Origin of the sequence: Phytohabitans flavus (genome assembly GCF_011764545.1) — a bacterium.
GTDB classification, from domain to species: domain Bacteria; phylum Actinomycetota; class Actinomycetes; order Mycobacteriales; family Micromonosporaceae; genus Phytohabitans; species Phytohabitans flavus.
The window spans coordinates 2598012-2618857 of sequence record NZ_AP022870.1 but is presented as its reverse complement, the minus strand read 5'-3'; the positions used below and the strand labels follow the sequence as shown (position 1 = coordinate 2618857).

General features: G+C 71.6%; 22 protein-coding genes and 1 pseudogene. 17 read left to right on the top strand and 6 right to left on the bottom strand.

The genetic code is table 11. The features are described from left to right. Positions 1-113 precede the first annotated feature (113 nt). The gene (locus tag Pflav_RS11350) at positions 114-428 is read right to left on the bottom strand and encodes an STAS domain-containing protein (RefSeq protein ID WP_197938335.1); all 315 of its coding nucleotides are present in this window, start codon (positions 426-428) and stop codon (positions 114-116) included. 132 nt (positions 429-560) lie between these two features. Between Pflav_RS11350 and Pflav_RS11345 the strand changes: the two genes are divergently transcribed. Genes Pflav_RS11345 through Pflav_RS11335 form a run of 3 tightly spaced genes read left to right on the top strand, consistent with a single transcriptional unit; the run spans position 561 to position 2106 of the window. Further along, on the top strand, positions 561-959 hold the full coding sequence (locus Pflav_RS11345) for a phage holin family protein (RefSeq protein ID WP_173036041.1): 399 nt from the start codon (positions 561-563) through the stop codon (positions 957-959). Beyond that, positions 956-1513 carry a DUF3618 domain-containing protein gene (locus Pflav_RS11340; protein ID WP_173036038.1) on the top strand — a complete coding sequence of 186 codons (558 nt, stop codon included), beginning with the start codon at positions 956-958 and terminating at the stop codon, positions 1511-1513. The genes Pflav_RS11345 and Pflav_RS11340 overlap by 4 nt, the downstream gene beginning before the upstream one ends. Positions 1514-1572: 59 nt before the next feature. Beyond that, the gene (locus Pflav_RS11335; RefSeq protein ID WP_173036037.1) at positions 1573-2106 is read left to right on the top strand and encodes a DUF1697 domain-containing protein; all 534 of its coding nucleotides are present in this window, start codon (positions 1573-1575) and stop codon (positions 2104-2106) included. A 73-nt stretch (positions 2107-2179) separates the two neighbouring features. On the opposite strand, the gene Pflav_RS11330 is transcribed toward Pflav_RS11335, so the two are convergent. Then, the gene (locus tag Pflav_RS11330) at positions 2180-3331 is read right to left on the bottom strand and encodes a COG1361 family protein (RefSeq protein WP_173036035.1); all 1152 of its coding nucleotides are present in this window, start codon (positions 3329-3331) and stop codon (positions 2180-2182) included. Positions 3332-3467: 136 nt separating this feature from the next. Between Pflav_RS11330 and Pflav_RS11325 the strand changes: the two genes are divergently transcribed. The 6 genes from Pflav_RS11325 to Pflav_RS11300 all read left to right on the top strand — a co-directional run bounded on the left by Pflav_RS11325 (position 3468) and on the right by Pflav_RS11300 (position 9708). Then, a complete protein-coding gene (locus tag Pflav_RS11325; RefSeq protein ID WP_173036033.1) occupies positions 3468-3845 on the top strand; it encodes an Mth938-like domain-containing protein in 378 nt (125 codons plus the stop codon). A 156-nt stretch (positions 3846-4001) separates the two neighbouring features. Beyond that, complete coding sequence (locus Pflav_RS11320; RefSeq protein WP_232071253.1) at positions 4002-6566, top strand: M14 family zinc carboxypeptidase; 2565 nt, start codon at positions 4002-4004, stop codon at positions 6564-6566. A 128-nt stretch (positions 6567-6694) separates the two neighbouring features. Further along, a complete protein-coding gene (locus Pflav_RS11315; RefSeq protein ID WP_173036031.1) occupies positions 6695-7318 on the top strand; it encodes a LuxR C-terminal-related transcriptional regulator in 624 nt (207 codons plus the stop codon). Between the two features lie 131 nt (positions 7319-7449). After that, positions 7450-8205 (top strand): LbetaH domain-containing protein, encoded by a 756-nt coding sequence (locus Pflav_RS47340; protein WP_269474490.1) that lies wholly within the window; start codon positions 7450-7452, stop codon positions 8203-8205. A 73-nt stretch (positions 8206-8278) separates the two neighbouring features. Beyond that, on the top strand, positions 8279-8932 hold the full coding sequence (locus tag Pflav_RS11305) for an ATP-binding cassette domain-containing protein (protein WP_415624316.1): 654 nt from the start codon (positions 8279-8281) through the stop codon (positions 8930-8932). After that, complete coding sequence (locus Pflav_RS11300) at positions 8929-9708, top strand: ABC transporter permease (RefSeq protein WP_173036029.1); 780 nt, start codon at positions 8929-8931, stop codon at positions 9706-9708. The genes Pflav_RS11305 and Pflav_RS11300 overlap by 4 nt, the downstream gene beginning before the upstream one ends. A 380-nt stretch (positions 9709-10088) precedes the next feature. Here Pflav_RS11300 and Pflav_RS11295 read toward each other — a convergent pair whose 3' ends face one another. After that, positions 10089-10589, bottom strand: a complete 501-nt coding sequence (locus Pflav_RS11295; protein WP_197938333.1) for a GNAT family N-acetyltransferase — start codon at positions 10587-10589, stop codon at positions 10089-10091. A gap of 130 nt (positions 10590-10719) precedes the next feature. Here Pflav_RS11295 and Pflav_RS11290 point away from each other — a divergent pair, with 130 nt between their 5' ends. Together Pflav_RS11290 and Pflav_RS11285 are read left to right on the top strand one after the other, a co-directional pair. Continuing rightward, on the top strand, positions 10720-10941 hold the full coding sequence (locus Pflav_RS11290; protein ID WP_173036027.1) for a hypothetical protein: 222 nt from the start codon (positions 10720-10722) through the stop codon (positions 10939-10941). A gap of 298 nt (positions 10942-11239) precedes the next feature. Beyond that, positions 11240-11554: a hypothetical protein gene (locus Pflav_RS11285; RefSeq protein ID WP_173036025.1), complete on the top strand. Its 315-nt coding sequence runs from the start codon at positions 11240-11242 to the stop codon at positions 11552-11554. Positions 11555-11643: 89 nt separating this feature from the next. On the opposite strand, the gene Pflav_RS11280 is transcribed toward Pflav_RS11285, so the two are convergent. Continuing rightward, on the bottom strand, positions 11644-12636 hold the full coding sequence (locus tag Pflav_RS11280; protein ID WP_232071251.1) for a LacI family DNA-binding transcriptional regulator: 993 nt from the start codon (positions 12634-12636) through the stop codon (positions 11644-11646). A gap of 130 nt (positions 12637-12766) precedes the next feature. On the opposite strand from Pflav_RS11280, the gene Pflav_RS11275 reads away from it, so the two are divergent. The 6 genes from Pflav_RS11275 to Pflav_RS11250 all read left to right on the top strand — a co-directional run bounded on the left by Pflav_RS11275 (position 12767) and on the right by Pflav_RS11250 (position 18362). After that, positions 12767-14122 carry an ABC transporter substrate-binding protein gene (locus Pflav_RS11275; protein WP_173036021.1) on the top strand — a complete coding sequence of 452 codons (1356 nt, stop codon included), beginning with the start codon at positions 12767-12769 and terminating at the stop codon, positions 14120-14122. 3 nt (positions 14123-14125) lie between these two features. Next, positions 14126-15097 carry a carbohydrate ABC transporter permease gene (locus tag Pflav_RS11270; protein ID WP_173036019.1) on the top strand — a complete coding sequence of 324 codons (972 nt, stop codon included), beginning with the start codon at positions 14126-14128 and terminating at the stop codon, positions 15095-15097. Beyond that, on the top strand, positions 15094-15984 hold the full coding sequence (locus Pflav_RS11265) for a carbohydrate ABC transporter permease (RefSeq protein ID WP_173036018.1): 891 nt from the start codon (positions 15094-15096) through the stop codon (positions 15982-15984). Before Pflav_RS11270 ends, Pflav_RS11265 begins: the two co-directional genes overlap by 4 nt. Before the next feature lie 10 nt (positions 15985-15994). Next, positions 15995-17044, top strand: a complete 1050-nt coding sequence (locus Pflav_RS11260) for an acetylxylan esterase (protein ID WP_173036016.1) — start codon at positions 15995-15997, stop codon at positions 17042-17044. 95 nt (positions 17045-17139) lie between these two features. Further along, entirely contained in the window at positions 17140-17757 is a 618-nt protein-coding gene (locus tag Pflav_RS11255; protein WP_173036014.1) for a ClpP family protease, read from the top strand. Further along, positions 17754-18362: an ATP-dependent Clp protease proteolytic subunit gene (locus Pflav_RS11250; protein WP_173036012.1), complete on the top strand. Its 609-nt coding sequence runs from the start codon at positions 17754-17756 to the stop codon at positions 18360-18362. The genes Pflav_RS11255 and Pflav_RS11250 overlap by 4 nt, the downstream gene beginning before the upstream one ends. A 114-nt stretch (positions 18363-18476) precedes the next feature. Here Pflav_RS11250 and Pflav_RS11245 read toward each other — a convergent pair. Continuing rightward, positions 18477-18734, bottom strand: a pseudogene (locus tag Pflav_RS11245) (helix-turn-helix domain-containing protein); the annotation flags it as partial. Between the two features lie 71 nt (positions 18735-18805). Further along, positions 18806-20833 carry a prolyl oligopeptidase family serine peptidase gene (locus Pflav_RS11240; protein WP_232071249.1) on the bottom strand — a complete coding sequence of 676 codons (2028 nt, stop codon included), beginning with the start codon at positions 20831-20833 and terminating at the stop codon, positions 18806-18808. Between the last annotated feature and the right edge of the window lie 13 nt (positions 20834-20846).

Genomic DNA, 20846 nt, shown 5'->3' with positions numbered 1-20846 from the left:
GAGTAGCAAGTGACCCTCCTCCTCGTCGCCCCCACAGCCAGCGACGAGGGGGAGGGTCCGGGCTGACCAGCCGGCGGGGGAAATGCCCGGTCAGCCCTCCTCGGTGAGCACCGTCAGCAGGCCGGTGACATCGAGGAGCCGGCGTACCTGCGGTTGCGGATCGGCCACCACGAGGGGACGCCCTCATGGCGGGCGCGTTGGTGGGCGTAGACGAGCGCGCTGAGACCCGTCGAGTCGAGGAACGTGACACCGCCGAGGTCGACGGTGAGCGAGGCCGGGGTCGTGTCGAGGGCCCCGGCCAGGTACTCCCGGAACTGCCAGGCGGATATCACGTCGACGTCGCCCGCCACCACGAGCCGCATGCCGCGGCGGTCCCGTACGGCGGACACGAGCAGCGCGGCCGGCGCGGGGCCGAGTTCGTCGATCATGATCAGCCTCCGGGCTCGGTTCGGGCGCACCGTAGGGAAGAGCGTCGCGCGCGCCGCCGGCGTTACCCGGCCGTGTTTGACCTGGTGGGCACCGGGCATGACTAACTCACAGGGAGTGAGGAGTTGCTGATCATGTCCGATGCCATGCGTGGCGCGGGTACCGCTGATCTCGTCCGCCAGGCGGCCGACCAGATCTCCCGCCTGGTCCGCGACGAGCTGGCCCTGGCCCGCGCCGAGGTAATGCAAAAGGGCAAGCGCGCCGGAGCCGGCGCCGGCCTGCTGGGCGGCGGCGGCGTAATCGCGATGTTCGGCGTCGCGGCCCTGATCGCCGCCGCCATCCTCGGCATCGCCGAAGGACTACCCGGGTGGCTGGCGGCGCTGATCGTCGCGGTTGCCCTCTTCGCGATGGCGGGGGTGCTGGCGCTGGCCGGCCGCCGCCAGGTCGTGCGGGGCGTGCCACCGGTGCCCCAGGAGGCGGTCCGCAGCGTACGCGCCGACATTGACGAGGTACGGGAGAGGGCCCACCGATGAGCGCGAACGAACCCACATCATCCGGCGGTCCCTCGCCGAGCGAACGCGACCTCATCCGCGCGGACATCGACCGCACCCGCGAGGAGCTGGGCGACACCGTCTCGGCGCTCGCGGCGAAGGCGGACGTCCTGGCGTCGAAGGCGAACGTCAAGGCCCGCGCCAAGGACATGGCCGCCGACGCTCGCGGCCGGGCGAAGCACGCGGCCGAGGATGCCGGTAGCCGCGCGAAGGATCGCGCGAAGGGTGCCGTCGCGGACGCCCGTGGCCGCGCGAAGGGTCGCGCGAAGGATATGACCGCCGATGCTGGCGGCCGTGCCAAGGATGCGACCGCTGACGCTCGCGGCCGCGCGAAACATGCGGCCGCCGACGCCCGGGACCGCGTGCAGGACACCGCCCACGCCGCGACGAAGCAGGCGGCGATGCGGGCGGGCGAGCTTTCCGAGACGGTACGGCACCGCCCTGGACCCGCCGTCGCCACGGCAGGCGCCGTGCTCGCGGTGGCCGGCACCGTCGCGGTCGTGCACATGTGGCGCGCCAAACGCCACGCCCGGTAGCCTGCCGTTCTCGGTCGCTCGCGCGACGACAGGCCCGAAAGGCCAGTGAGGGTGAGGCGATGGCCCGCTACGCGGTCTTCCTGCGCGGTATCAACCTCGGGAAGGCCAGGCGCGTGGCCATGGCCGACCTTCGCACGGTGCTTACGCAGAGCGGGTACGAGAACGTCGCCACGTTGCTACAGAGCGGCAACGTGGTGCTGGACGCCGACCAGCCGGCCGACGAGCTAGGCAGGACGATCGAGCAGCTGATCGAGAAGCGGTTCGGACTCGCCGTCGACACGATCCTGCGCAGCCACGACCAGATGACGCGCATCGTGGCGAAGAACCCCCTCGCCGACGTGGCGACCGACGGCTCGAAGTACCTCGTGGCGTTCATGGCGGAGCCTCCGCAAACGCCCGTCGGCGCCGTGCTGGATGGCGCTGACATCGGCGACGACCGCTACATCGTCGACCACACGGAGATGTACATCTGGTGCCCAGGCGGCCTGCGCGACAGCCCGCTGATGACCATCCTCGGCAAGGCGAAGAACGGGCCGTCGACCACGGTGCGCAACTGGAACACGGTGGAGAAGCTGCTCACGATGATGGGATAGACCCGTTGGGCAGGGTGTCCAGGCAGAAGGGCCCGGCGCCACCGGCGCCGGGCCCTTCTTTGGATCCGCTGGTTCAGGCGGTCGGCTTCTCGTCGTCCGGGACGGCGAGCACCACGCGCCGCCGCCGAGCCATGAGCAGCATCGTGCCGCCACCGGCCACCACGAGGAGGCCGACGCCGCCGATCAGGCCGGCCTGCACGCCGGTGACGGGCAGCTCGCCGCCACCGCCACCGCCACCGGCCTTCGCCACGTGCACGGAGAACTCGTCGGTGTTGTCGCTCTCGTCGACGTCCTTGGCCGAGCCGCCCTCGACGCCTTCCGGCAGGGCCGCGGCCGTGATCCGCTGCGCCGCCACCTCCGGCTGCTTCTCCAGGACGATGCCCTCGGCGCTCACCACGCCGCCGTCGAGCACGGCCGGCGCCGGCGCGTCCTCGGCGACCTTGATCAGGTTGACGAAGTCCGCGAGCGAGTACAGCTCATCCTCCGTGTTGGAGTCCTCGTCGGCCGGGATCAGCCCGAAGTCGTAGCCGCAGGTGGCCTTGCGGTTGTCCGCGTCGTACTCGCAGCCGTCCTCCTGCTCCACGAACGTCACGTGCTCGGGAAGCTGGATGGTGAGCTTGAGGCCGTGGACCGCCTCGTCGCCGAAGTTCGCCACGCGGTAGAACAGCTCGGCCTGCTCGCCTGGCGCCACGGTGCCGATGCCGCCTTCTTCGATCGGCACGTCCGGCGCGAGGACCGTCAGGTCGGGGCCGGTGGTGTCGCTGATGTTCACCTTGGCGGTGGCCTTGTTGTTGCCCGCCTCCGGGTCCTCACCCTCGTGCGCGACGGTCGCGGTCACGCTGCCCGGCTCGCCGTCGCCCACTCGGATGAGCACGAAGGGCAGGTCGGCGTTCTGGCCTGGCTTGAGGTCCACCACGCCGCAAGTGAACTTGCTGCCGTCCTGCTCGCAGGCCTCCTCGTCGGGCGAGGGCACGCTGACGACGTCGGTGTCGAGGTCGCTCAGGTCGAAGGTGATGACGATCCCGGTCGCGGTCTCGGTGCCCTTGTTGGTGACGCTCGCGGTGGCAAGCTTGCCCGAGGTGGTCGCGGCCAGCGTCGTACCGCTCAGAGTGAGCGACAGGTCGGTCGAGCCCGCGGCGAGCGCCGGCGCGGCGAGGGCGCCCGCGGCTACGAAGCCGATGGCCGCGGCACCGGCGAATGCCAGGGCGCGGGTACGAACGTTCATCAGAGAGGACTCCGTGAGAGAGATGTTAAGGAAGACGAGCAGAAACACCATCCCGGGGTACGGCGAATGTCAGCCGTTCGTACGAACGGATCCGCCACTGCCGTAATAGGGGAAATAGCCGGGTACCGTGTCGGCCGTGGCCAACGATGCGGCGCGTTCCCCGCGGATCCTGTCGGTCTCGTGGGGGCACATGGACGTGGAGGGCCTGCCGCCGGCAAAGGACATCAAGCTCTACCCGGGCGGCGGCCGGGCGTGGGACTGGACGGAGACGGGCACCCAGCACTCCCCCGGCATCCAGCCCGCCGACGTCGAGGAGCTCCTCACCCACGGCGCCACGGTCGTGGTGCTTTCCCAGGGCATGCGGCTCCAGATGGAGGTCGACCCGCGCACGCTCGCGCTGCTGGCGGAGCGCGGCGTAGAGGTGCACGTGGCCGAGACCAACGAGGCGGTCCGCCTCTACAACGAGCTCGCCGCGACCCACCCGGTCGGCGGCCTCTTCCACTCGACCTGCTGATCCCTCTCCGCGCTCCCGACACCGGCCGGCGGCCGGGCCCGCCGCTACCCGCGTGCGACAGCGCGCGCCTGTGCGCGAATCGCAACATCGGGTCGGTTGACCGGGGTCGATGCGGCCGGAACGATCATGTGCACGTCCACTTCGGAGGTGCCGCCCGTGTCCCGAACCCCCCGCGTCCTCGCCGCCCTCCTCGCCTTCGCCGTCGCCCTACCCGCTACGCCGGCCGGAGCCGTGCCGACCGATCCGGTGGCACCCAGCGACCGCGCCACCCGCGAGCCGGGCAACGGGCCCGAGCGCAACGAGGTCGCCGCGACTGACCCGCTCCTGACCGCCGGGGCCATGGCCCGCACGCAGGGCCACAACCAGCCGACGAAGACGGCCGGCTACCCCAAACAGACCAAGCTCCGGGTGTACCCGGAGGACCCCACCGACCGCGCCATCAAGCTGGGCCTCGTGCCCTACCACGGGATCGCGCCCGCCCTCAACGACCTCCAGGCCCGCAGCGACCGGGTCTCGGTCGAGGTCGCGGGTCAGTCCACATTGGGCCGTGACCTCTACCTCGTCACGGTGACCGCGCCGGAGCACGTGAGCGAGACCCGGCGGCAGGACCGGTGGCGGCAGCTGATCGAGGACGACCCGCGGGCCGCGGCGCGCGACCGGCAGCTGCGCGACGGGTACAAGACGCCGGTCTGGTTCAACGGAAACATCCACGGTGACGAGTGGGAGGGTACCGACGGCGCGCTCCGGGTGATCACCCAGCTCGCCACCGCCACGGACACCGCGACGCGGCGGCTGCTGGAGCGGAGCCGGCTTTACTTCACGGTCACCAACAACCCGGACGGGCGGGTGGCCGGTACCCGGGTCAACGGCGCCGGCTTCGACATCAACCGCGACCACATCACCTCCAGCCAGCCCGAGTCCCGGGCGGTACGGGACGTGCTGATCGCCACCCAACCGGTGCTGATGCTGGACGAGCACGGCTACACCGGCACCACGCTGATCGAGCCGAGCACCGCGCCGCACGGGCAGAACTACGACTACGACCTCTACATCCGGCACGCGTACCCGAACGCGCTCGGCATGGAGGCCGCGATCGCCGCCCTCGGCCACCCGGAGACGGCGCGGGCGAACATCCCGTTCCGGGACGACGCGCCCGGTGACTGGGACGACTGGCCGCCCATCTTCACCCCGATGTACTCCATGTACCACGGCGCGGTCGGCCACACCGTCGAGGTGCCGATGCAGGTGAACCGCGGCTCGTACAACAGCCTCCCGGTCGAAGAGCTGCGCCGCCGCTCAGGCATCAACACCGACGTGGCCGCGGCGACGATCCGGGCCGCCATCGGGTACGCGGACAGCCACCGCGCCGCGCTGCTCGCCGACCAGATCGAGCTGTTCCGCCGCGGGTGGGCCGGCGAGGCGCAGCGGTACATCCCGGACGGGTACGTGCCGGGCTTCGGGCCGGAGGACAGGTACACGACACAGTTCCCGCGCGCGTACGTGATCCCGGCCGGCGACGGTCAGCGCTCCCCGGCCGCCGCGGCCCGCCTCGTCGACCACCTCGTCGCGCACGACGTGCGGGTGCGGCGGGCGAAGGCGCCGTTCAAGCTCGCCGGCCACTGGTACCCGACCGGGTCCTATGTGGTCGACATGCACCAGCCCAAGCGCGGCCTCGCGAACGCGGTACTCGAAGCGGGGCGGGACATCTCAGCGCTCGTCCCGCAGATGTACGACATCTCCGGCTGGAGCCACGGACTGCTCTGGGGCGCGACCGTCCACACGAGCCGGCGGGAGTCGCCGCGCGTGCCCACCACACCCGTCGCGGTGGCCTCGCCGACCGGTGGCGTGCTCGCCCCGTACGGCCGCGACCTGGCCCTCACCGTCGACGACGGCAAGGACGTCCAGGCGGTCAACGCGCTCCTCGACGCGGGCGTGGCGCTGCGCCGCCAGGACGACGGCACCATCGTGGTCCCGGCCTCCGCCCGGCGCTCGGCGTCCGAGGTGGCCGAACGGCTGGGGGTACGTTTCACGGCCGCCCGCTGGCCGGCCCGGGGTGAGGCGCTGACCAAGCCGGTGCTGGCGGCGGCGGTCGCCGCGGACGAGCTGTTTGTGCTCCGCGACCTCGGCTTCGACGTGCGCCCGGTCTCCACCGCCGTACTCAACGCCGGCTACGACCTGTCCGATGTGGACACGCTGTTCGTCTCCTCCGGACTGTCCTATGCGGGCCTCAACGCCGCGGCCAAGTCCCAAGTGGACGCTCTGCTCGCGCGGGGCGGTGTCGTCACCCGGGGTGCCACCGGTGCCCGGTTCAACGCCGACGCCGGTGTGCTGCCCGCTCGGGCGGTCGCCGGCCGTTCCGACGCGAACGGCGTGGTCTCGGTCACGGGCGGCGGTGGCCCGGTCGGCACCGGCGCGCTGCCGCACTCGTTCGTGTACGCGCCGCTGTGGTTCACCGACCTCGGCGCGGGCGTGACGGCCGACCAGCGGTACGCGGCCACGCCGCTCGTCGCCGGGCACTGGATCGCCGACCCGGACGACGGTACCGGCGGCCCCACCGACGCGAGCGGACAGGCGGCGGTGGTCTCCGGGGTCGGGCCGCGCGGCACGGCGGCCGTGCTCTTCGGCACGGAGCCGCTCTTCCGGGCCCACCCGAAGGGCCTCTTCGCACAGGTCGGCCGGGCAATATTCTGGACCGCAACACATAATCCGCCGGTAACATAAATCGGACGTTACGATTTCAGGATCTACTTCACGCGCAATTTACCGGAGGGCTGGAAATCACATTTCCAGTTCGCCGTGGGTCCTCCCGGAGCGGGCTACAATTGGTCCGCATCCGGGGGACCAGACGCATGCCGATGATCAGGATCATGCTGGCGGCCGAGCCGTCCATGCTGCGTGAGGGCATGCGTGCCGTGCTGCGTGCGGTCGACGACTTCGCGCTCGCCGGCGAGACCACCGGTGGGCCGGGCGCGGTCGCCGAGGCCGCCCGCCTTGCCCCCGACGTCGTCGTGACCGACACCTTCGACACCGCGGCCGCGCTGCGCCGTGCGGGTGAGGCCGCCCGGATCGTCCTGCTCGCGGGCACTGTCGACGAGGCTCCGGTCGACCCGGCCGCGCGCGGCGGCGTCGACGGGTTCGTGCTCACCGCCGAGGCCGGCACAAGCCTCATCGCCGCCGTGCGCGCGGTCGCGCAGGGGCACGCGTGGCTGTCACCGCCGTTCGCCCGCCGGCTGCTCGACCTCTACCGGGCTGCCCCGATGGCGCCCCGCGCGGCCGGTGGGCGGCGGCTGAGCGAGCGGGAGCGGAGCGTGCTGCGCCTCGTCGCGCACGGCCGCACCAACGCGGAGATCGCCCACGAGCTGGTGCTCGGCGAGTCCACGATCAAGACCCACGTCTCCCGCCTGCTGACCAAGCTGGAGCTCCGCGACCGCGTGCAGCTAGCCGTCTTCGCCCATCACCACGGCTTGACCTAGCTGACACGCCCAATTCACATTTTCCGTCGACCGGCGGAATGGCGAATTCGATCGGGCGGCGGACGACGCATTGTGGGGTCCGACCCTATCGTTGCTCAGCGAACGGGTAATCCGATCACGAGGGGTACGGAATGACGAGCAGTCCCGCCACGCTCACCGGTGGACTTGTTTCCACCGCGCCACCGCCGGCCGGCGCGATCATGCCGAAGACCGTCAATGCGTGGCCACGCACGTATTCTTTGTCCAACCTCCTCACCGTGCTGCGGGCCCGGCGCAACGGCGCGACGGTCAGCCTCAACCAGGTGAAGCTCAAGGACACCGTCGTCGAGCGCAACGCTTTGATCATGGAGTACTCGCTGCTGTGGCGTAGCAGCGTCCAGCCGTACTCGATCGTGGGGCGGTTCGCCTCGCTGTTCAACACGGACGTCGGCCCGTACGCGGGCATCGCCGAGAAGGTCACGGTGGGTGCCAGCCCGCACTGGCCGCAGCTGCCCACGACACACGTGTTCCCGGTCAACCACGAGTTCGGCTTCTGCGACGACCCGTGGCCCGCGGTCGGGCGTACGACGATCTGCGCGGACGCGTGGATCGGGGCCGGCGCGACGATCCGTGCCGGCGTGCGGATCGGTGTGGGCGCGGTGGTCGGCGCCGGCGCGGTGGTGACCCGCGACGTGGCCGACTACGAGGTGGTGGTCGGGGTGCCCGCCCGCCACCTGCGCCCGCGCTTCCCCGCCGCGATGGTGGAGAGCCTCCTCGCGCTGCGCTGGTGGGAGTGGCCGCCGGCGGTGATCCGGGAGCACCTGGCGCTCTTCCGCGAGCCACTCACCCCGGAGCGCCTGGCACTGCTGCACGAGCTGGCCCCGCCGCGACACCGGGTCGCGGCGTGACGGCGGCCATCCGCGCCGAGGGCTGCGCAAGGGGTACCACGGCGTCGCGGCGCTGCGGGGCGTCGACCTGGAGGTGCCGGCGGGCAGCGTGCTCGCGCTCCTCGGCCCCAACGGGGCCGGCAAGAGCACCACGGTCAAGATCCTGACCACGCTCGTCGCGCCCGACGGCGGGCGCGCGCAGGTGGCCGGCTTCGACGTGGTCCGGGATCCCCGCCGGGTACGGTCGGCGATCGGCGTCGCCGGCCAGTACTCGGCGGTCGACGGGCGGCTCACCGGACGGGAAAACCTCGTCCTGTTCGGACGGTTGCACCGCATGTCCCACCGGGCGGCGCTGCGGCGGGCGGGCGAGCTGCTCGACCGCTTCGGCCTCGGCGGCGCCGCCGACCGGCTGGCCCGCACGTACTCCGGTGGCATGCGCCGCCGCCTCGACCTCGCCGCGAGCCTCGTCGCGCACGCGCCGGTGCTCTTCCTCGACGAGCCCACCACCGGGCTCGACCCGCTGCGCCGCGACCAGCTGTGGGCGATCGTCGGCGAGTTCGTGGCGGCGGGGACGAGCGTGCTGCTCACCACTCAGTACCTGGAGGAGGCCGACCGCCTCGCCGACCGCGTGGTGGTGGTCGACCAGGGACGGGTGGTCGCCGAGGGTACGGTGGAGCAGCTCAAGCACCGGACCGGGCGGTCGTCGCTGGACGCCGCGTTCCTGGCGCTGACCGGAGCGGCCGCATGACCACAGTGGACACTCTACGGTGGAGCGTCACGGACACGCTCGTCCTGGCCGGGCGGAGCCTGCGGCACTGGCGCCGCCAGCCCGAGCTGCTGCTGCTCTCCACGGCCCAGCCGGTGCTGCTGGTGCTGCTGTTCTCGCAGGTGTTCAGCGGCGCGGTGGCCACGCCCGGCATGCGGTACGTCGACTGGCTCGTGCCCGGCGTGCTCGTACAGGTGGTCGCCTGGGACAGCGCGAAGACCGCGGTCGGCGTCGCGGAGGACCTGGCGAGCAGCACGATCGAGCGGTTCCGGACGCTGCCGATGTCGGCGCCCGCCGTGCTCGCCGGACGTACGCTCGCCGACGCCGCCCGCAACCTCTTCGTGGTGCTGGCGATGCTGGCGGCGGGCACGCTGGTGGGGCTGCGTTTGCCCGGCGGCCCGGTGGCGGTGGCCGGCGCGGTCGCGCTCACGGTCGCCTTCGGGTATGCGCTGACCTGGCTCTTCGCGTACCTCGGCCTGCGCGCCCGGGGCGGTGAGGCAGCGCTCGCCGCCGGCATCCTGGTGGTGTTCCCGCTGATGTTCGCCTCCAGCGCGCTGGTACCGGTGGAGTCGATGCCCGCCTGGCTGCGGCCGATCGCCGCACACCAGCCGCTGACCGCGGTGATCGACGCCGTGCGCGCGCTGACGCAGGGCCAGCCCGCCGCGGGCGCGGTCGCCGCCGCGCTGGCCTGGACCGCCGCCATCCTCGCGGTCGCCGTACCCGCGGCTGTGCACCGCTTCCGCCAGGTATCCGTATAGAGACCTTCTGGAGTTGGGGCGGCCTCGGCGTCTTGTCGCGGATAAAGATCCAAAATCAAGGGAAGGCGGGCTACCGCGATGTCCGTGGTGGTCCGGACCGTCGCTCCCGCGGCCTCACCCTCCGCGGTTGGGCAAGCTCACCCCCCGGGTCGCGGTCGGCCGACCACGACCTTCGCTGCCGGTCTGCGTTCCGGCCAGCCTTGACCTGGCATGGCGGTTGGGCGGGGGGCCGCCCAAGGCAGACATGCGCCCGAAGGGCGCTCGGACGCCGTCTGGCAGATCGTGGTACCTAGCCGCCCTTGGAGGGGCGGTTGGGTACCACGATCTCTCGCGTACACCAACCCGACCGCGCCGACGGCGCGGCCACTCTGCGGCCAGCGCTACTGGCCAGGGGTCAGGTCCCGCATCATGACGCGCTCGCGCAGGTCGGGGTCGCCTGGATGTGGCTGGTACTCCTCCGTAGCGCGGAATCCGTGGCGTTGGTAGAGGCGCTCGGCGATCAGGTTCGCCTCGACGATCCAGAGTTCGACGCGCTTGTGGTGGTGTTCGCGGGCCCAGTCGAGGACCTCGGTGACGAGCAGGTCGCCAATGCCTCGGCCGCGCCAGGACGGCTGCACCCACATGCTGTAGAGCTCTACCGCGCCGTGCCGGTCTTCAGGCAGCCAGGCTCCGACGAGGCCGGCCGCATCGGTGTGAGCGTACGCAACCGCCTTCATCCCCCGGTCTGGGTGGAGCCAGTCGCGCCAGCCCGCTTCGTCGTAGCCCTGTTCCTTGGCCAACGAGGAGGCGAAGGCGTGCGGCGCCTCGGCAAGTGCGGCGAGCCTGACATCGCGCCAGGTCTGCCAGTCATCGGGGCCGAGACGGCGTACGGAGATGCGCATGCAGCTGATCCTTCCGGCTGGTCGCGCCGATGTTACGAACGAGGCCGGACATCGAGCAACGGAATACCGCCCAGGTAGCGCCGGCTGCGACCCACATCGTGTAGGTGGCTCTCTCGCTAGCATGTGACGTGTGCCGAGAGCCGTTGAGCCGACCGATGGTGAGCGGGAGCGAGGGCTTGGGCGTATCGCCCTGTGGCTCAGCCCGGAGGACTTGGGCTGGCTGGCATCGCAGTGCGGATGCACCGAAGCGACCGCGGACGAGGACAAGGAGCGGTGTGGGCGGGTACGGTTCCGCGCCAGCGCCGCGCTGCATAAGGCGGGGCAGAAGCCGGCGGTGGATGGCGCGGGCTGACATGTCCGGAGTGGGACAGCGCGGTGGCGGCCAACGTGCCGATGGTTTGTGAGGACGCGGTGGATCGCCTGGTTCTGGTCCGGCATGCGATGCCTGAGCTGGATCCGGAGGTACCGGCCGAGCGTTGGGAGCTCGGCGATCCGGGCCGTGTGGCCGCCCGGTCGTTGGGTCCGTTGCTGGCCGAGCCGGCGTACTACGTCGCCAGCGAGGAGCCCAAGGCGGTCCAGACGTTGCGGGAGATGGCCGCGGGCCTGGATGTGGCTGTCGATCCGGGTTTGGCGAGGTCCGGCGTCCGCACGTGTGGTCCGACGACCACGACTATCGGGCGGTGGCCCGCGCTTACGTCGTGGGCGTGCGGCATCACGGATGGGAGGCGCATGGGCAGGTGGCCAGCCGATTCGACGCGGCCGTCGCCCGCCATGCGGCAGTCGCTGCCGAACGGGGGCTCACGCTGGTTGTCGGCACGCACGGCCTCGCGCCGACGATCTGGCTGGCCAGCCGGATGTCGCTTGTGCCGACGCCGGCGGAGTTCTGGGCGGACCTGCGTTTTCCCGACATCCTCGATGTCGATCTGATCGCCGGCACCGTATCGCGGCGCGCTGGTTGGGTCTGACGCCCCGCGACGCGGAGGGTGAGGCTGCGGGAGCAGCGGTCCGGACCACCGCGGACGTCGCGGTAGCTCGAATCTTCTTCTGGATCGTCCTATGTGGTGGCGCGGACGACCAGGTCGAGGTCGAGGACGGTGGTGCGGCGGGCCGTGGGGCTGCCCTGCATCTGGTCGAGCAGCGCCCGCAGTGCCAGCCGCCCCGACTCCTCGAAGGGCTGGCGCACCGTCGTCAGGTCGAGCGCCTGGGCCAGGTCGGAGTCGTCGAAGCCGACCACGGCGAGGCCGTCGGGCACCGCCAGGCCGCGGTCGCGGGCGGCGGCCAGCACGCCGCCGGCGAGGATGTCGTCGTGGGCGAAAATGGCGGTCGGCGGGTCGGCGAGGTCGAGGAGCTCGTGGGTCGCGGCGCGCGCCTGGGCGACGTCGTGCGGCACCAGCCGCACCGCCTCGTCGGGCAGGCCGGCGCCGACCACCCGGCGGAAGCCGGCGAGGCGGCTCTCGGACGGTGACACGTAGGCGTGCGAGCGCTGCGCCTCCCCCATATATCCGAGGCGGCGGTGGCCCCGGTGGAGCAGGTGCCTGGCGACAAGCTCGCCGCCGGCCTCGTCGTCGGTGACCACGGCTTCGAAGCGCGGGCGCGGCGAGTCGATCACCACCGTGGGCAGCCGCTGGGCGCGCAGCCGCTCGACGACCGACTCCTCCAGCGGGACTCCCATGATGATCAGGCCGTCGAGGCGGCGGGTGATCGGGAGGCTGGACAGCAGTGGCGAGGCGGCCGAGGCGGCCGACGGCTGGTCGAAGACCACGACCTCCAGGGCCTCCGCGCCGATCGCCGTCAAGACGCCCCCGAGGCGGCGGCTGAACGACGGGTACGAGCTGAACGGCGCGATCACGCCGATCCGGCCGACGCCCTTGCGGGCCCGGGTGACCGCGTCCGCCTTGGGGACGAAGCCCAGCTCGTCGGCGGCGACGAGCACCCGCTCGCGGGTCGCCTGGCGCACGCGGGTGGGCGAGTTGAGCACGAGCGAGACGGTGGAGATGCTCACGCCGGCCCGCGCGGCGACGTCGTAGATCGTGATCTTGTCGGTCACACACGCCTCCTCACGGAACAGGTTAGCGGAGTCTTCGAAGTGCTTCGAGCGAAGCTCTTGACAAGTTTGTAACACGAGCGTTCCATTGCCGTCATGGCTTGATCTCCACCTACTGAGGGAGGGCACCCTCATGAGAACGCGACCCCTCACCGCCACACTCGCCGCCGTCCTCCTGGCCGCGGGGTGTGGCGGATCCGGATCATCGACCCAGGCACCACCCGCGCAGGCGGCGGATCGGCTCCAGGCCGCCCGCGACGCCGCCACCCGCGCGGCCGACGGCACGAAACCTGGCGGCACCCTCAACTTGCTCGGCGTCCTGAGCGGTCCACAGCTCGACGCCTATCTCGGCACTTTCGCCCCCTTCGAGGAGGCGACCGGCATAAAGATCAAGTACGAGAGCACGGGCGACGTCTTCGCCGTCCTCCAGACCCGCATCGCCGGCGGCAACCCGCCGGACGTGGTCTCCAACCCCAGCGCGGGCCAGGTCGCCCAGCTCGCCGAGCAGGGCAAGCTTGTCGCGCTCGACCCGTTCCTCGACATGGACGAGGTCCGCGCCGACTATCCTGAGGGCCTCCTCAACTTGTCCACCATGGGCGGCAAGCTGCACGGCGTCTTCTACAACACGGCCGTGCAGGGCCTCGTCTGGTACGACCCCAAGACCTACCAGGGACCCAAGCCGCCCGCGTCGTGGGACGAGCTGTCGACCTGGGCCCAGCAGAAGTCGGCCGCCGGCACCACCCCGTGGTGCATCGGCCTCGAGTCCGGGCCGAGCAGCGGCTGGCCGGGCGCGGTGTGGATAGAGGAGTTCATGCTCCAGCAGGCCGGCCCCGAGGTCTACACGAAGTGGTGGAAGGGCGAGCTGCCCTGGACGGCGCCGGAGATCCGGCAGGCGTTCGAGCGCTTCGGCGCGATCGCCACCGACGCCGAGCAGGTCAGCGGCGGCCCCACCGCCGTACTCACCACCGACTTCAACTCCAGCCCGCAGGGGCTCTACGCCGACCCGCCCGCCTGCCACCTCCACGTGCAGGCCGACTTCCTCGGCAACGCCCTCGCCCAGACCGTGCCCGGCGTGGTGCCCGGCACCGACATCGACTTCTTCCCGTTCCCGCCGGTCGACCCGGCGCGGGCCGGCTCGGTCGAGATCTCCGGCGAGACGCTCGCGCTGCTCAAGGACAGCCCGCAGGGGCGGGCATTCATGCGGTACGTGGCGACACCCGAGTTCAGCGCCCTTGTCGCCGGCACCGGGCAGTGGATCGCCGCGAACCGCCGCACCCCGCTCGACGCCTACACGTCCGTGCTGTCCCGGCGGGCCGCCGAGGTCTACGCCGACGCGAAGACGGTGCAGTACGCGGCCCAGAACGCGATGCCGCTCGCGATGACCCAGGCGTTCCTCAAGGCGGTCCTCGCGTACGTCGAGAAGCCGTCCACACTGGACGCCCAGCTCGCCGGCCTGGAGCAGGCCCGCGCCGGCGCGTACAAGAGCTGAGCCATGGTCCCGACGACCCGCGTCCTCGCCGCGCTCGCCTTCACGGTCGCCGTACCGGCGTTCCTCCTCGGCTGGCTCTGGGTGGTCGGCCGGCTGGAGGCGGTGCTCCCCCACCGCCTCCAGCGCCGGCTGGTGCCCTGGCTGTGGCTGGCGCCCGCGCTCGTACCGGTCGGCGTCTTCCTCGCCTGGCCGCTCGCGAACACCGTCTGGCTCTCGCTGCGCGACGCCGGCTCGGGCGCGTGGGCCGGGCTGGACAACTACCGGTACCTGGTCACCAGCACCGAGGTGCACACCGCGCTCCGCAACAACCTGCTGTGGCTGGTGCTGCTCACCGGCGGCTGCCTGGTGACCGGGCTGCTCGTCGCGGTGCTGACCGACAAGGTGCGGTACGAGGCGGTGGCCAAGGCGGCGGTGGTGCTGCCGACCGCGATCCCGTTCGTGGCCGGCGCGGTGATCTGGCGGTTCATGTACCAGTACCGCCCGCCCGGCCTGCCACAGACCGGCACACTCAACGCCGTGCTCACCGCCGCCGGAGCCGCGCCGCTCGCCTGGCTCGTGGACACCCGTACCAACAACGCCGCACTCATCGGCGTCGGCGTGTGGATGACCGCCGGCTTCGCGACCGTCATCCTCTCCGCCGCGCTCAAGGCGCTCCCGCCCGACCTGCACGAGGCGGCGCGGATCGACGGTGCCGGGCCGTGGCAGGCCTTCCGCCACGTCACGCTGCCACAGCTGCGCCCGGCCGTCGTGGTCACCGCGACGCTCGTCGCGGTCAGCGCCTTCAAGGCATTCGACATCGTGTACGTGATGACGAACGGCAACTACCGCACCGACGTCATCGCGAACCTCATGTACCGGCAGCTCTTCGTCGCCCAGGACTACGGCCGGGCGAGCGCGATCGCGGTGCTCCTCACCCTGCTCGCCGCGCCGATCCTCGTCCTCAACGCACGCGCCACCGGGAGGGCCGGCCGATGACCCAGCTACTGACCCGACCCGCGCCCCCCGTGACCGCCGCGCCCGCCGTCCCGAAGCGGGCCCGCCCGCGCCGCCTCCCGACCCACCTCACGCTCCTGCTCGTCTGTGGAGTGTGGACGGTACCGGTGCTGGGGCTGCTAGTCAGCTCGTTCCGGCCGGCGTACGAGATCTCCACCACCGGCTGGTGGCGGGCCGGCGAGGGCCGGCTCACCACCGACAACTACCGGGACGTGCTCGCCACCGGCGGGTTCGGCACGGCGCTCGCCAACAGCCTGCTCATCACCGTGCCGGCGGTCGTCGCGATGGTGGCGATCGGCTCGGTGGCCGCCTTCGCGCTGGCCCGCATGTCCTTCGCCGGCCGCCGAGCGGTCACCGTCGCGATGATCGCACTACTCGCGCTGCCGGTGCAGATGACGCTCGTACCGGTGCTACGCCTCTACAACGCGGCCGGGCTGACCGGCACGTTCGCCGGGATCTGGCTGGTACACCTGGGTTTCGGGCTGCCGTTCGCCATCTATCTACTGAGGACATTCTTCGCCGGGCTGCCGGAGGAGGTGTTCGAGGCGGCCGCGCTGGACGGGGCGTCGACCCTGACCACCTTCCTGCGGGTGGCGGTGCCGGTCTCCGGGCCGGCCATCGCCTCGGTCGCCATCTTCCAGTTCATCTGGGTCTGGAACGACCTGCTGATCGCGCTCATCTTCCTCGGCGGCGACCCGGGTGTCGCGCCGCTGACCGTCGCGGTGAGCAACCTGGTCAGCGCCACCACCGGCCAGGGCTGGCAGCTGCTGACCGCGGCGGCGTTCGTGGCGATGGCCGTGCCCATGGTGATCTTCTTCGCGTTGCAGCGGTACTTCGTCCGCGGCCTGCTGGCCGGGTCGGGGAAGTGAGGGACTGTTCATGGCCGACGTGCCCTACGGCGACGATCCGCCGGCGCCGACCGCGTACGACCTCGATCCTGAGGTGCTGTCCGGCTACCGGCCACCGCGCGACGAGCCGGACGACTTCGACCTCTTCTGGAAGCACGCGCTCGCCTACGGCCGTACCGGAAGCGCCGCCTCCGCGCGGCTCGAGGCCGTCGACAACGGACTGTCCACGGTGGTCACCCACGACGTGACGATCGCCGGGTACGGCGGCGAGCCGGTCAAGGCCTGGCTCACGCTGCCCGCGCGACAGGACGGGCCGTTGCCCTGCCTGGTGCAGTTCGTCGGCTACGGCGGTGGCCGTGGCCTGCCCTTGGAGCACCTGCTGTGGGCCAGCGCCGGCTACGCCCACGTGGTGGTCGACGCGCGCGGCCAGGGCGGCGAGACACCCGACGCGGCCTGTGGCGACGCGGCACCCCCGGTGGTCCGCGGCCTGCACGATCCGGAGGCGTACTACTACCGGCGAGCCTTCGTGGACGCCGCGTGTGCGGTGGACGCGGTCCGGAAGCTGTCCATGGTGGACGCCGAGCGGATCGTGGTCGGCGGCGTGAGCCAAGGCGGGGGCATCGCGCTCGCCGCGGCCGCGCTCGCCGGCCACGTCGCCGCTGTGCTGTGCGATTTGCCGTTCCTGTGCCACTGGCGCCGGGCGGTACGGATCAGCGACCGCGGCCCGTACACGGACGTGGCCCGCTGGTGCGCCAACCACCGCCAGCCGGTCGACGAGGTGTTCGCGACGCTGGCGTACTTCGACGGCATGTCGTTCGCCGCGCGCTGTACCGCCCCCGCGCTCTTCTCGGTCGCGCTGATGGACCGCGTCTGTCCACCCTCGACGGTCTACGCCGCCTACCACCACTACGCCGGGCCGAAGGAGATGGTGGTCTGGGAGTTCAACGACCACGAGGGCGGCGGCCTCCACCAGGTGCGGCGCCAGCTGGACTTCCTGCGCCCACTGCTGTCCGGCGAGCCAGCGGCCGGCGAGTCCGCGAAAGCGGCTTCGCCGCGTGGCGGGCCGGCTCGCCCTGGCTGACGGATGCCAGCGTCTGCTGAGAGCAGATTCCTTTGGCGTGGTGCGCTTTCCGGCCGCATGGTGGGTGCACGGCGCTCATCGAGGAGGAAAAGCTCATGCAGAACGTGGCCGGACTGACGGCTGGCACGCTCGACGACCAGGTGGCCGCGCGGCTGCTGCACCAGCGCATCGTCGTGCTCGGCGCGGAGGTGGACGACCAGGTGGCCAACCGGCTCTGCGGGCAGCTGCTCCTGCTGTCGGCGGAGGACCCGCGCGGCGACATCAGCCTGTACATCAACTCGCCGGGCGGCTCGGTCACCGCCGGCCTGGCCATCTACGACACGATGCGCCTCATCCCCAACGACGTCAGCACCCTCGCCATGGGGCTGGCCGGCAGCATGGCGCAGTTCCTGCTGACCGCGGGCACCGAGGGCAAGCGGTTCAGCCTGCCGCACGCGCAGGTCCTGATGCACCAGGGCTCGGCCGGCTTCGGCGGTACGGCCGCCGACGTCGAGATCTACGCCGAGCAGCTGGACCGCCTCGGTACCACCGTGCTGCGGCTGACCTCCGAGCACACCGGACAGCCGATCGAGAAGGTCGAGCGGGACAGCCGGCGGGACAAGTGGTTTACGGCCGAGGAGGCGCGGGCGTACGGCCTCATCGACCACGTCCTCACCCGCGTCGAGGACGTACGCCCGGCCGGCGCGCGGACGCTCGTGGGGATGATCGGATGAGTCAGTACCTGATCCCGACGGTCGTCGAGCGGACGTCGCAGGGCGAGCGGGCCTACGACATCTACTCGCGGCTGCTCTCCGAACGCATCATCTTCCTGGGCACCGACATAGACGACGGCGTGGCCAACGTGGTGATCGCCCAGCTCCTGCACCTGGAGGCGCAGAACGAGCAGGAGATCGGCATGTACATCAACTCGCCGGGTGGCTCGTTCAGCGCGCTGACCGCCATCTACGACACGATGAACTTCGTCCGCTGCGACATTTCCACGATCTGCGTCGGCCAGGCCGTCTCGGCCGCGGCGGTGCTGCTGGCGGCCGGCACGCCGGGCCGGCGCTCGGTGCTGCGGCACGCGAAGGTCACGCTGCACCAGCCGTCCAGCCAGGCCCGTGGCACGCTGCCCGACCTCGCCGTACAGGCCAAGGAGGTGTCCAAGGTGCGGGCCGAGATGGACGAGATCCTGAGCCGCCACACAGGGCACGACGTGGCCCGGATCCGCGAGGACACCGACCGCACCATGACACTGTCCGCAGTGGACGCCGTGGCGTACGGCCTCGCCGACCGCGTCATCGAGCGCCGCCCGAACCAGCTGCGCCGCGCGGCCTGACCCGCGGCCGGGTCAGGCGGCCAGGAGCATCACGTCGCCGGCCCGGTGCGCATTCGGCGCCATCGGGTACTGCCGCGAGCCGTGCGCCGGCGCGACCTGGGTGACCAGGTGCAGCCGCACCTCGGTGAGGAAGTCGGCGAGGTCGAGCCCCAATGCCTCGCACACGGCGGCGAGGACCTCGGAGCTGGCCTCTTTGCGGCCGCGCTCCACCTCCGACAGGTACGGCACGGACACGCGGGCCGCCCGCGCGACGTCGGCGAGCGTGCGCCGCTGCGCGATCCGCCTGCGCCGCAGCACGTCACCGACGAGCATGCGCAGCAACGGCTGGTGCCGCCGAGACCCGCCGGGACCGATGTACGCCACGTCCGCCATTCGCTCACGATACGTGCGTGCCGGACCGCCGAGCACCGATTTCGCGGTGAGCGTAGCGGTCCGTGACGGGGTTAAGCGGCTTGGAGCCGGCGCCAGAGGAACTCCAGGGTCAGCGCCCAGATGGTGGCCGCCTGCTCGTTGTCCGCGGCCGCGCCGTGCCCGCCCTCCACGTATTCGTAGTAGGACACGTCGTAGCCGTGCTGGCGCAGCAGGGCCGCCATCTTGCGGGCGTGTCCAGGGTGGACACGGTCGTCGAGGGTCGAGGTGATGAACAGGACCGGAGGGTACGGCTGGCCGGGTCGCACGTTGTGGTACGGCGAGAACTCGCGCAGGTACGCCCAGTCGGCCTCGTCGTCCGGGTCGCCGTACTCCGCGATCCACGACGCGCCGGCGAGAAGCTTGGTGTACCGGCGCATGTCGAGCAGCGGCACCGCGGCGACGACCGCCCCGAAGAGCGCCGGGTAGCGGGTCAGCATGGCGCCCATCAGCAGCCCGCCGTTGCTGCCGCCCTCAATGCCGAGCTGGGCCGGCGTCGTGATCCCGCGCGCCACCAGGTCGGCGGCGACCGCCGCGAAGTCCTCGAACGCCTTGGTCCGGCCTTCGCGCAGGGCAGCCCGGTGCCATGCCGGACCGTACTCGCCGCCGCCCCGGATGTTCGCCACCGCGTAGGTGCCGCCGCGGGCGAGCCACCCGCGCCCGATGACGCCGCTGTAGCCAGGGGTCAGCGCGATCTCGAAGCCGCCGTAGCCGGTCAGAAGCGTCGGCCCGGCGGTGTCGGGGCCGACGACGAAATACGGCACGCGCGTACCGTCGGCGGAGACCGCGAAGAACTGGCGAACCGCCATGCCGTCCGGGTCGAAGAAGGTGGGCTGCCGCTTGATGACCTCGACCTCGCCGCCGACGGTCCCGAGGCTGAGGGCCGCCGGCTGGAGGTAGCCGTCCGAGGAGACCAGGTACGAGTCGTTGTTGTCGGGGTCGGCGTCGACGATCCACGTGTCATCGAACTCGCCGGCACCCGGCAACGGCTGCCGATGCCAGCCGGACGCGTCCGGGGTGAGGGCGTGCACCTGGGTCCGGACATCCGTCATCGTGACGAGAATCAGGTGGCTGCGGGTCCAGGTGTACGAGCTGAGCGACGTGCGGTCGTCCGGCCGGAACAGGACGGTGAGGTCCCGCCGGCCGTCGAGGTACGGCTCGAACCTGGTGGCCAGCAGCGCGCCCGCGGGATACGTCACGCCCTCGACCGTCCACGGCGTCCGGGGGCGGATCAGCAGCCAGTCGCGGTGTACTTCGCAGGCGGCGTCGTCCGGGACGTCGATCCGGACGAGGTCACCCGCCGGGCGGCGCAGGTACAGCCGGCTGCGGTAGAAGTCCAGGTATCGGCCGACGAAGTCGCGCTCGTAGCCGGGTGTCGGGTCGTGGCCGGCGCTGACCGAGACGTCGTCGACGTGCCCCTCGAACACGAGCTCCGCCTCCGACAGCGGCGTCCCGCGCCGCCACCGCTTCACGATCCGGGGGTACCCGGACGAGGTCAGGGAGCCGGGCCCGAAGTCCGTGCCGACGTAGATGTGGTCGACGTCGATCCAGCCGACGTCGCTCTTCGCCTCGGGCAGCGCGAACCCGTCCTCGACGAAGGCGCGGCCACGCAGGTCGAACTCGCGGACCACCACGGCGTCGGCGCCACCCCGGGAGAGACTGACCAGGCAGCGGTCGTAGCTGGGGCGGAGCATCGCCACGCCGCCCCACACCCAGTGCTCGCCCTCCGCCTCGTTCAGCGCGTCGACGTCGAGCAGCACGTCCCACGCGGGCTCGTCGCGCCGGTACTCGTCCACAGTGGTCCGCCGCCACAGCCCGCGCGGGTGGTCGGCGTCCCGCCAGAAGTCGTAGTAGAAGCCGTCGCCGAGCCAGCTCGGGTACGGGATGCGGTCCTTGCTGTCGAGCACCTCACGGATCGCGTCCCGGGTGGCGGCGAAGCCCGGGTCGGTCAGCGCGGTCAGCGTCTCGGTATTGCGCTCGGTGACCCATCGCACGGCGTCAGCCGCGTCCAACTCCTCGAGCCAGAGGTACGGGTCGTCGGCGTCCTCGTCCAGCGCAGCCACCTCCGGGCTCGTT

Excerpts from the sequence above, each read along its gene's own strand:
- Pflav_RS11350 (WP_197938335.1), bottom strand. The coding sequence starts at position 428 with ATGATCGACGAACTCGGCCCCGCGCCGGCCGCGCTGCTCGTGTCCGCC.
- Pflav_RS11345 (WP_173036041.1), top strand. The coding sequence starts at position 561 with ATGTCCGATGCCATGCGTGGCGCGGGTACCGCTGATCTCGTCCGCCAG.
- Pflav_RS11340 (WP_173036038.1), top strand. The coding sequence starts at position 956 with ATGAGCGCGAACGAACCCACATCATCCGGCGGTCCCTCGCCGAGCGAA.
- Pflav_RS11335 (WP_173036037.1), top strand. The coding sequence starts at position 1,573 with ATGGCCCGCTACGCGGTCTTCCTGCGCGGTATCAACCTCGGGAAGGCC.
- Pflav_RS11330 (WP_173036035.1), bottom strand. The coding sequence starts at position 3,331 with ATGAACGTTCGTACCCGCGCCCTGGCATTCGCCGGTGCCGCGGCCATC.
- Pflav_RS11315 (WP_173036031.1), top strand. The coding sequence starts at position 6,695 with ATGCCGATGATCAGGATCATGCTGGCGGCCGAGCCGTCCATGCTGCGT.
- Pflav_RS47340 (WP_269474490.1), top strand. The coding sequence starts at position 7,450 with ATGACGAGCAGTCCCGCCACGCTCACCGGTGGACTTGTTTCCACCGCG.
- Pflav_RS11300 (WP_173036029.1), top strand. The coding sequence starts at position 8,929 with ATGACCACAGTGGACACTCTACGGTGGAGCGTCACGGACACGCTCGTC.
- Pflav_RS11295 (WP_197938333.1), bottom strand. The coding sequence starts at position 10,589 with ATGCGCATCTCCGTACGCCGTCTCGGCCCCGATGACTGGCAGACCTGG.
- Pflav_RS11275 (WP_173036021.1), top strand. The coding sequence starts at position 12,767 with ATGAGAACGCGACCCCTCACCGCCACACTCGCCGCCGTCCTCCTGGCC.
- Pflav_RS11270 (WP_173036019.1), top strand. The coding sequence starts at position 14,126 with ATGGTCCCGACGACCCGCGTCCTCGCCGCGCTCGCCTTCACGGTCGCC.
- Pflav_RS11265 (WP_173036018.1), top strand. The coding sequence starts at position 15,094 with ATGACCCAGCTACTGACCCGACCCGCGCCCCCCGTGACCGCCGCGCCC.
- Pflav_RS11260 (WP_173036016.1), top strand. The coding sequence starts at position 15,995 with ATGGCCGACGTGCCCTACGGCGACGATCCGCCGGCGCCGACCGCGTAC.
- Pflav_RS11255 (WP_173036014.1), top strand. The coding sequence starts at position 17,140 with ATGCAGAACGTGGCCGGACTGACGGCTGGCACGCTCGACGACCAGGTG.
- Pflav_RS11250 (WP_173036012.1), top strand. The coding sequence starts at position 17,754 with ATGAGTCAGTACCTGATCCCGACGGTCGTCGAGCGGACGTCGCAGGGC.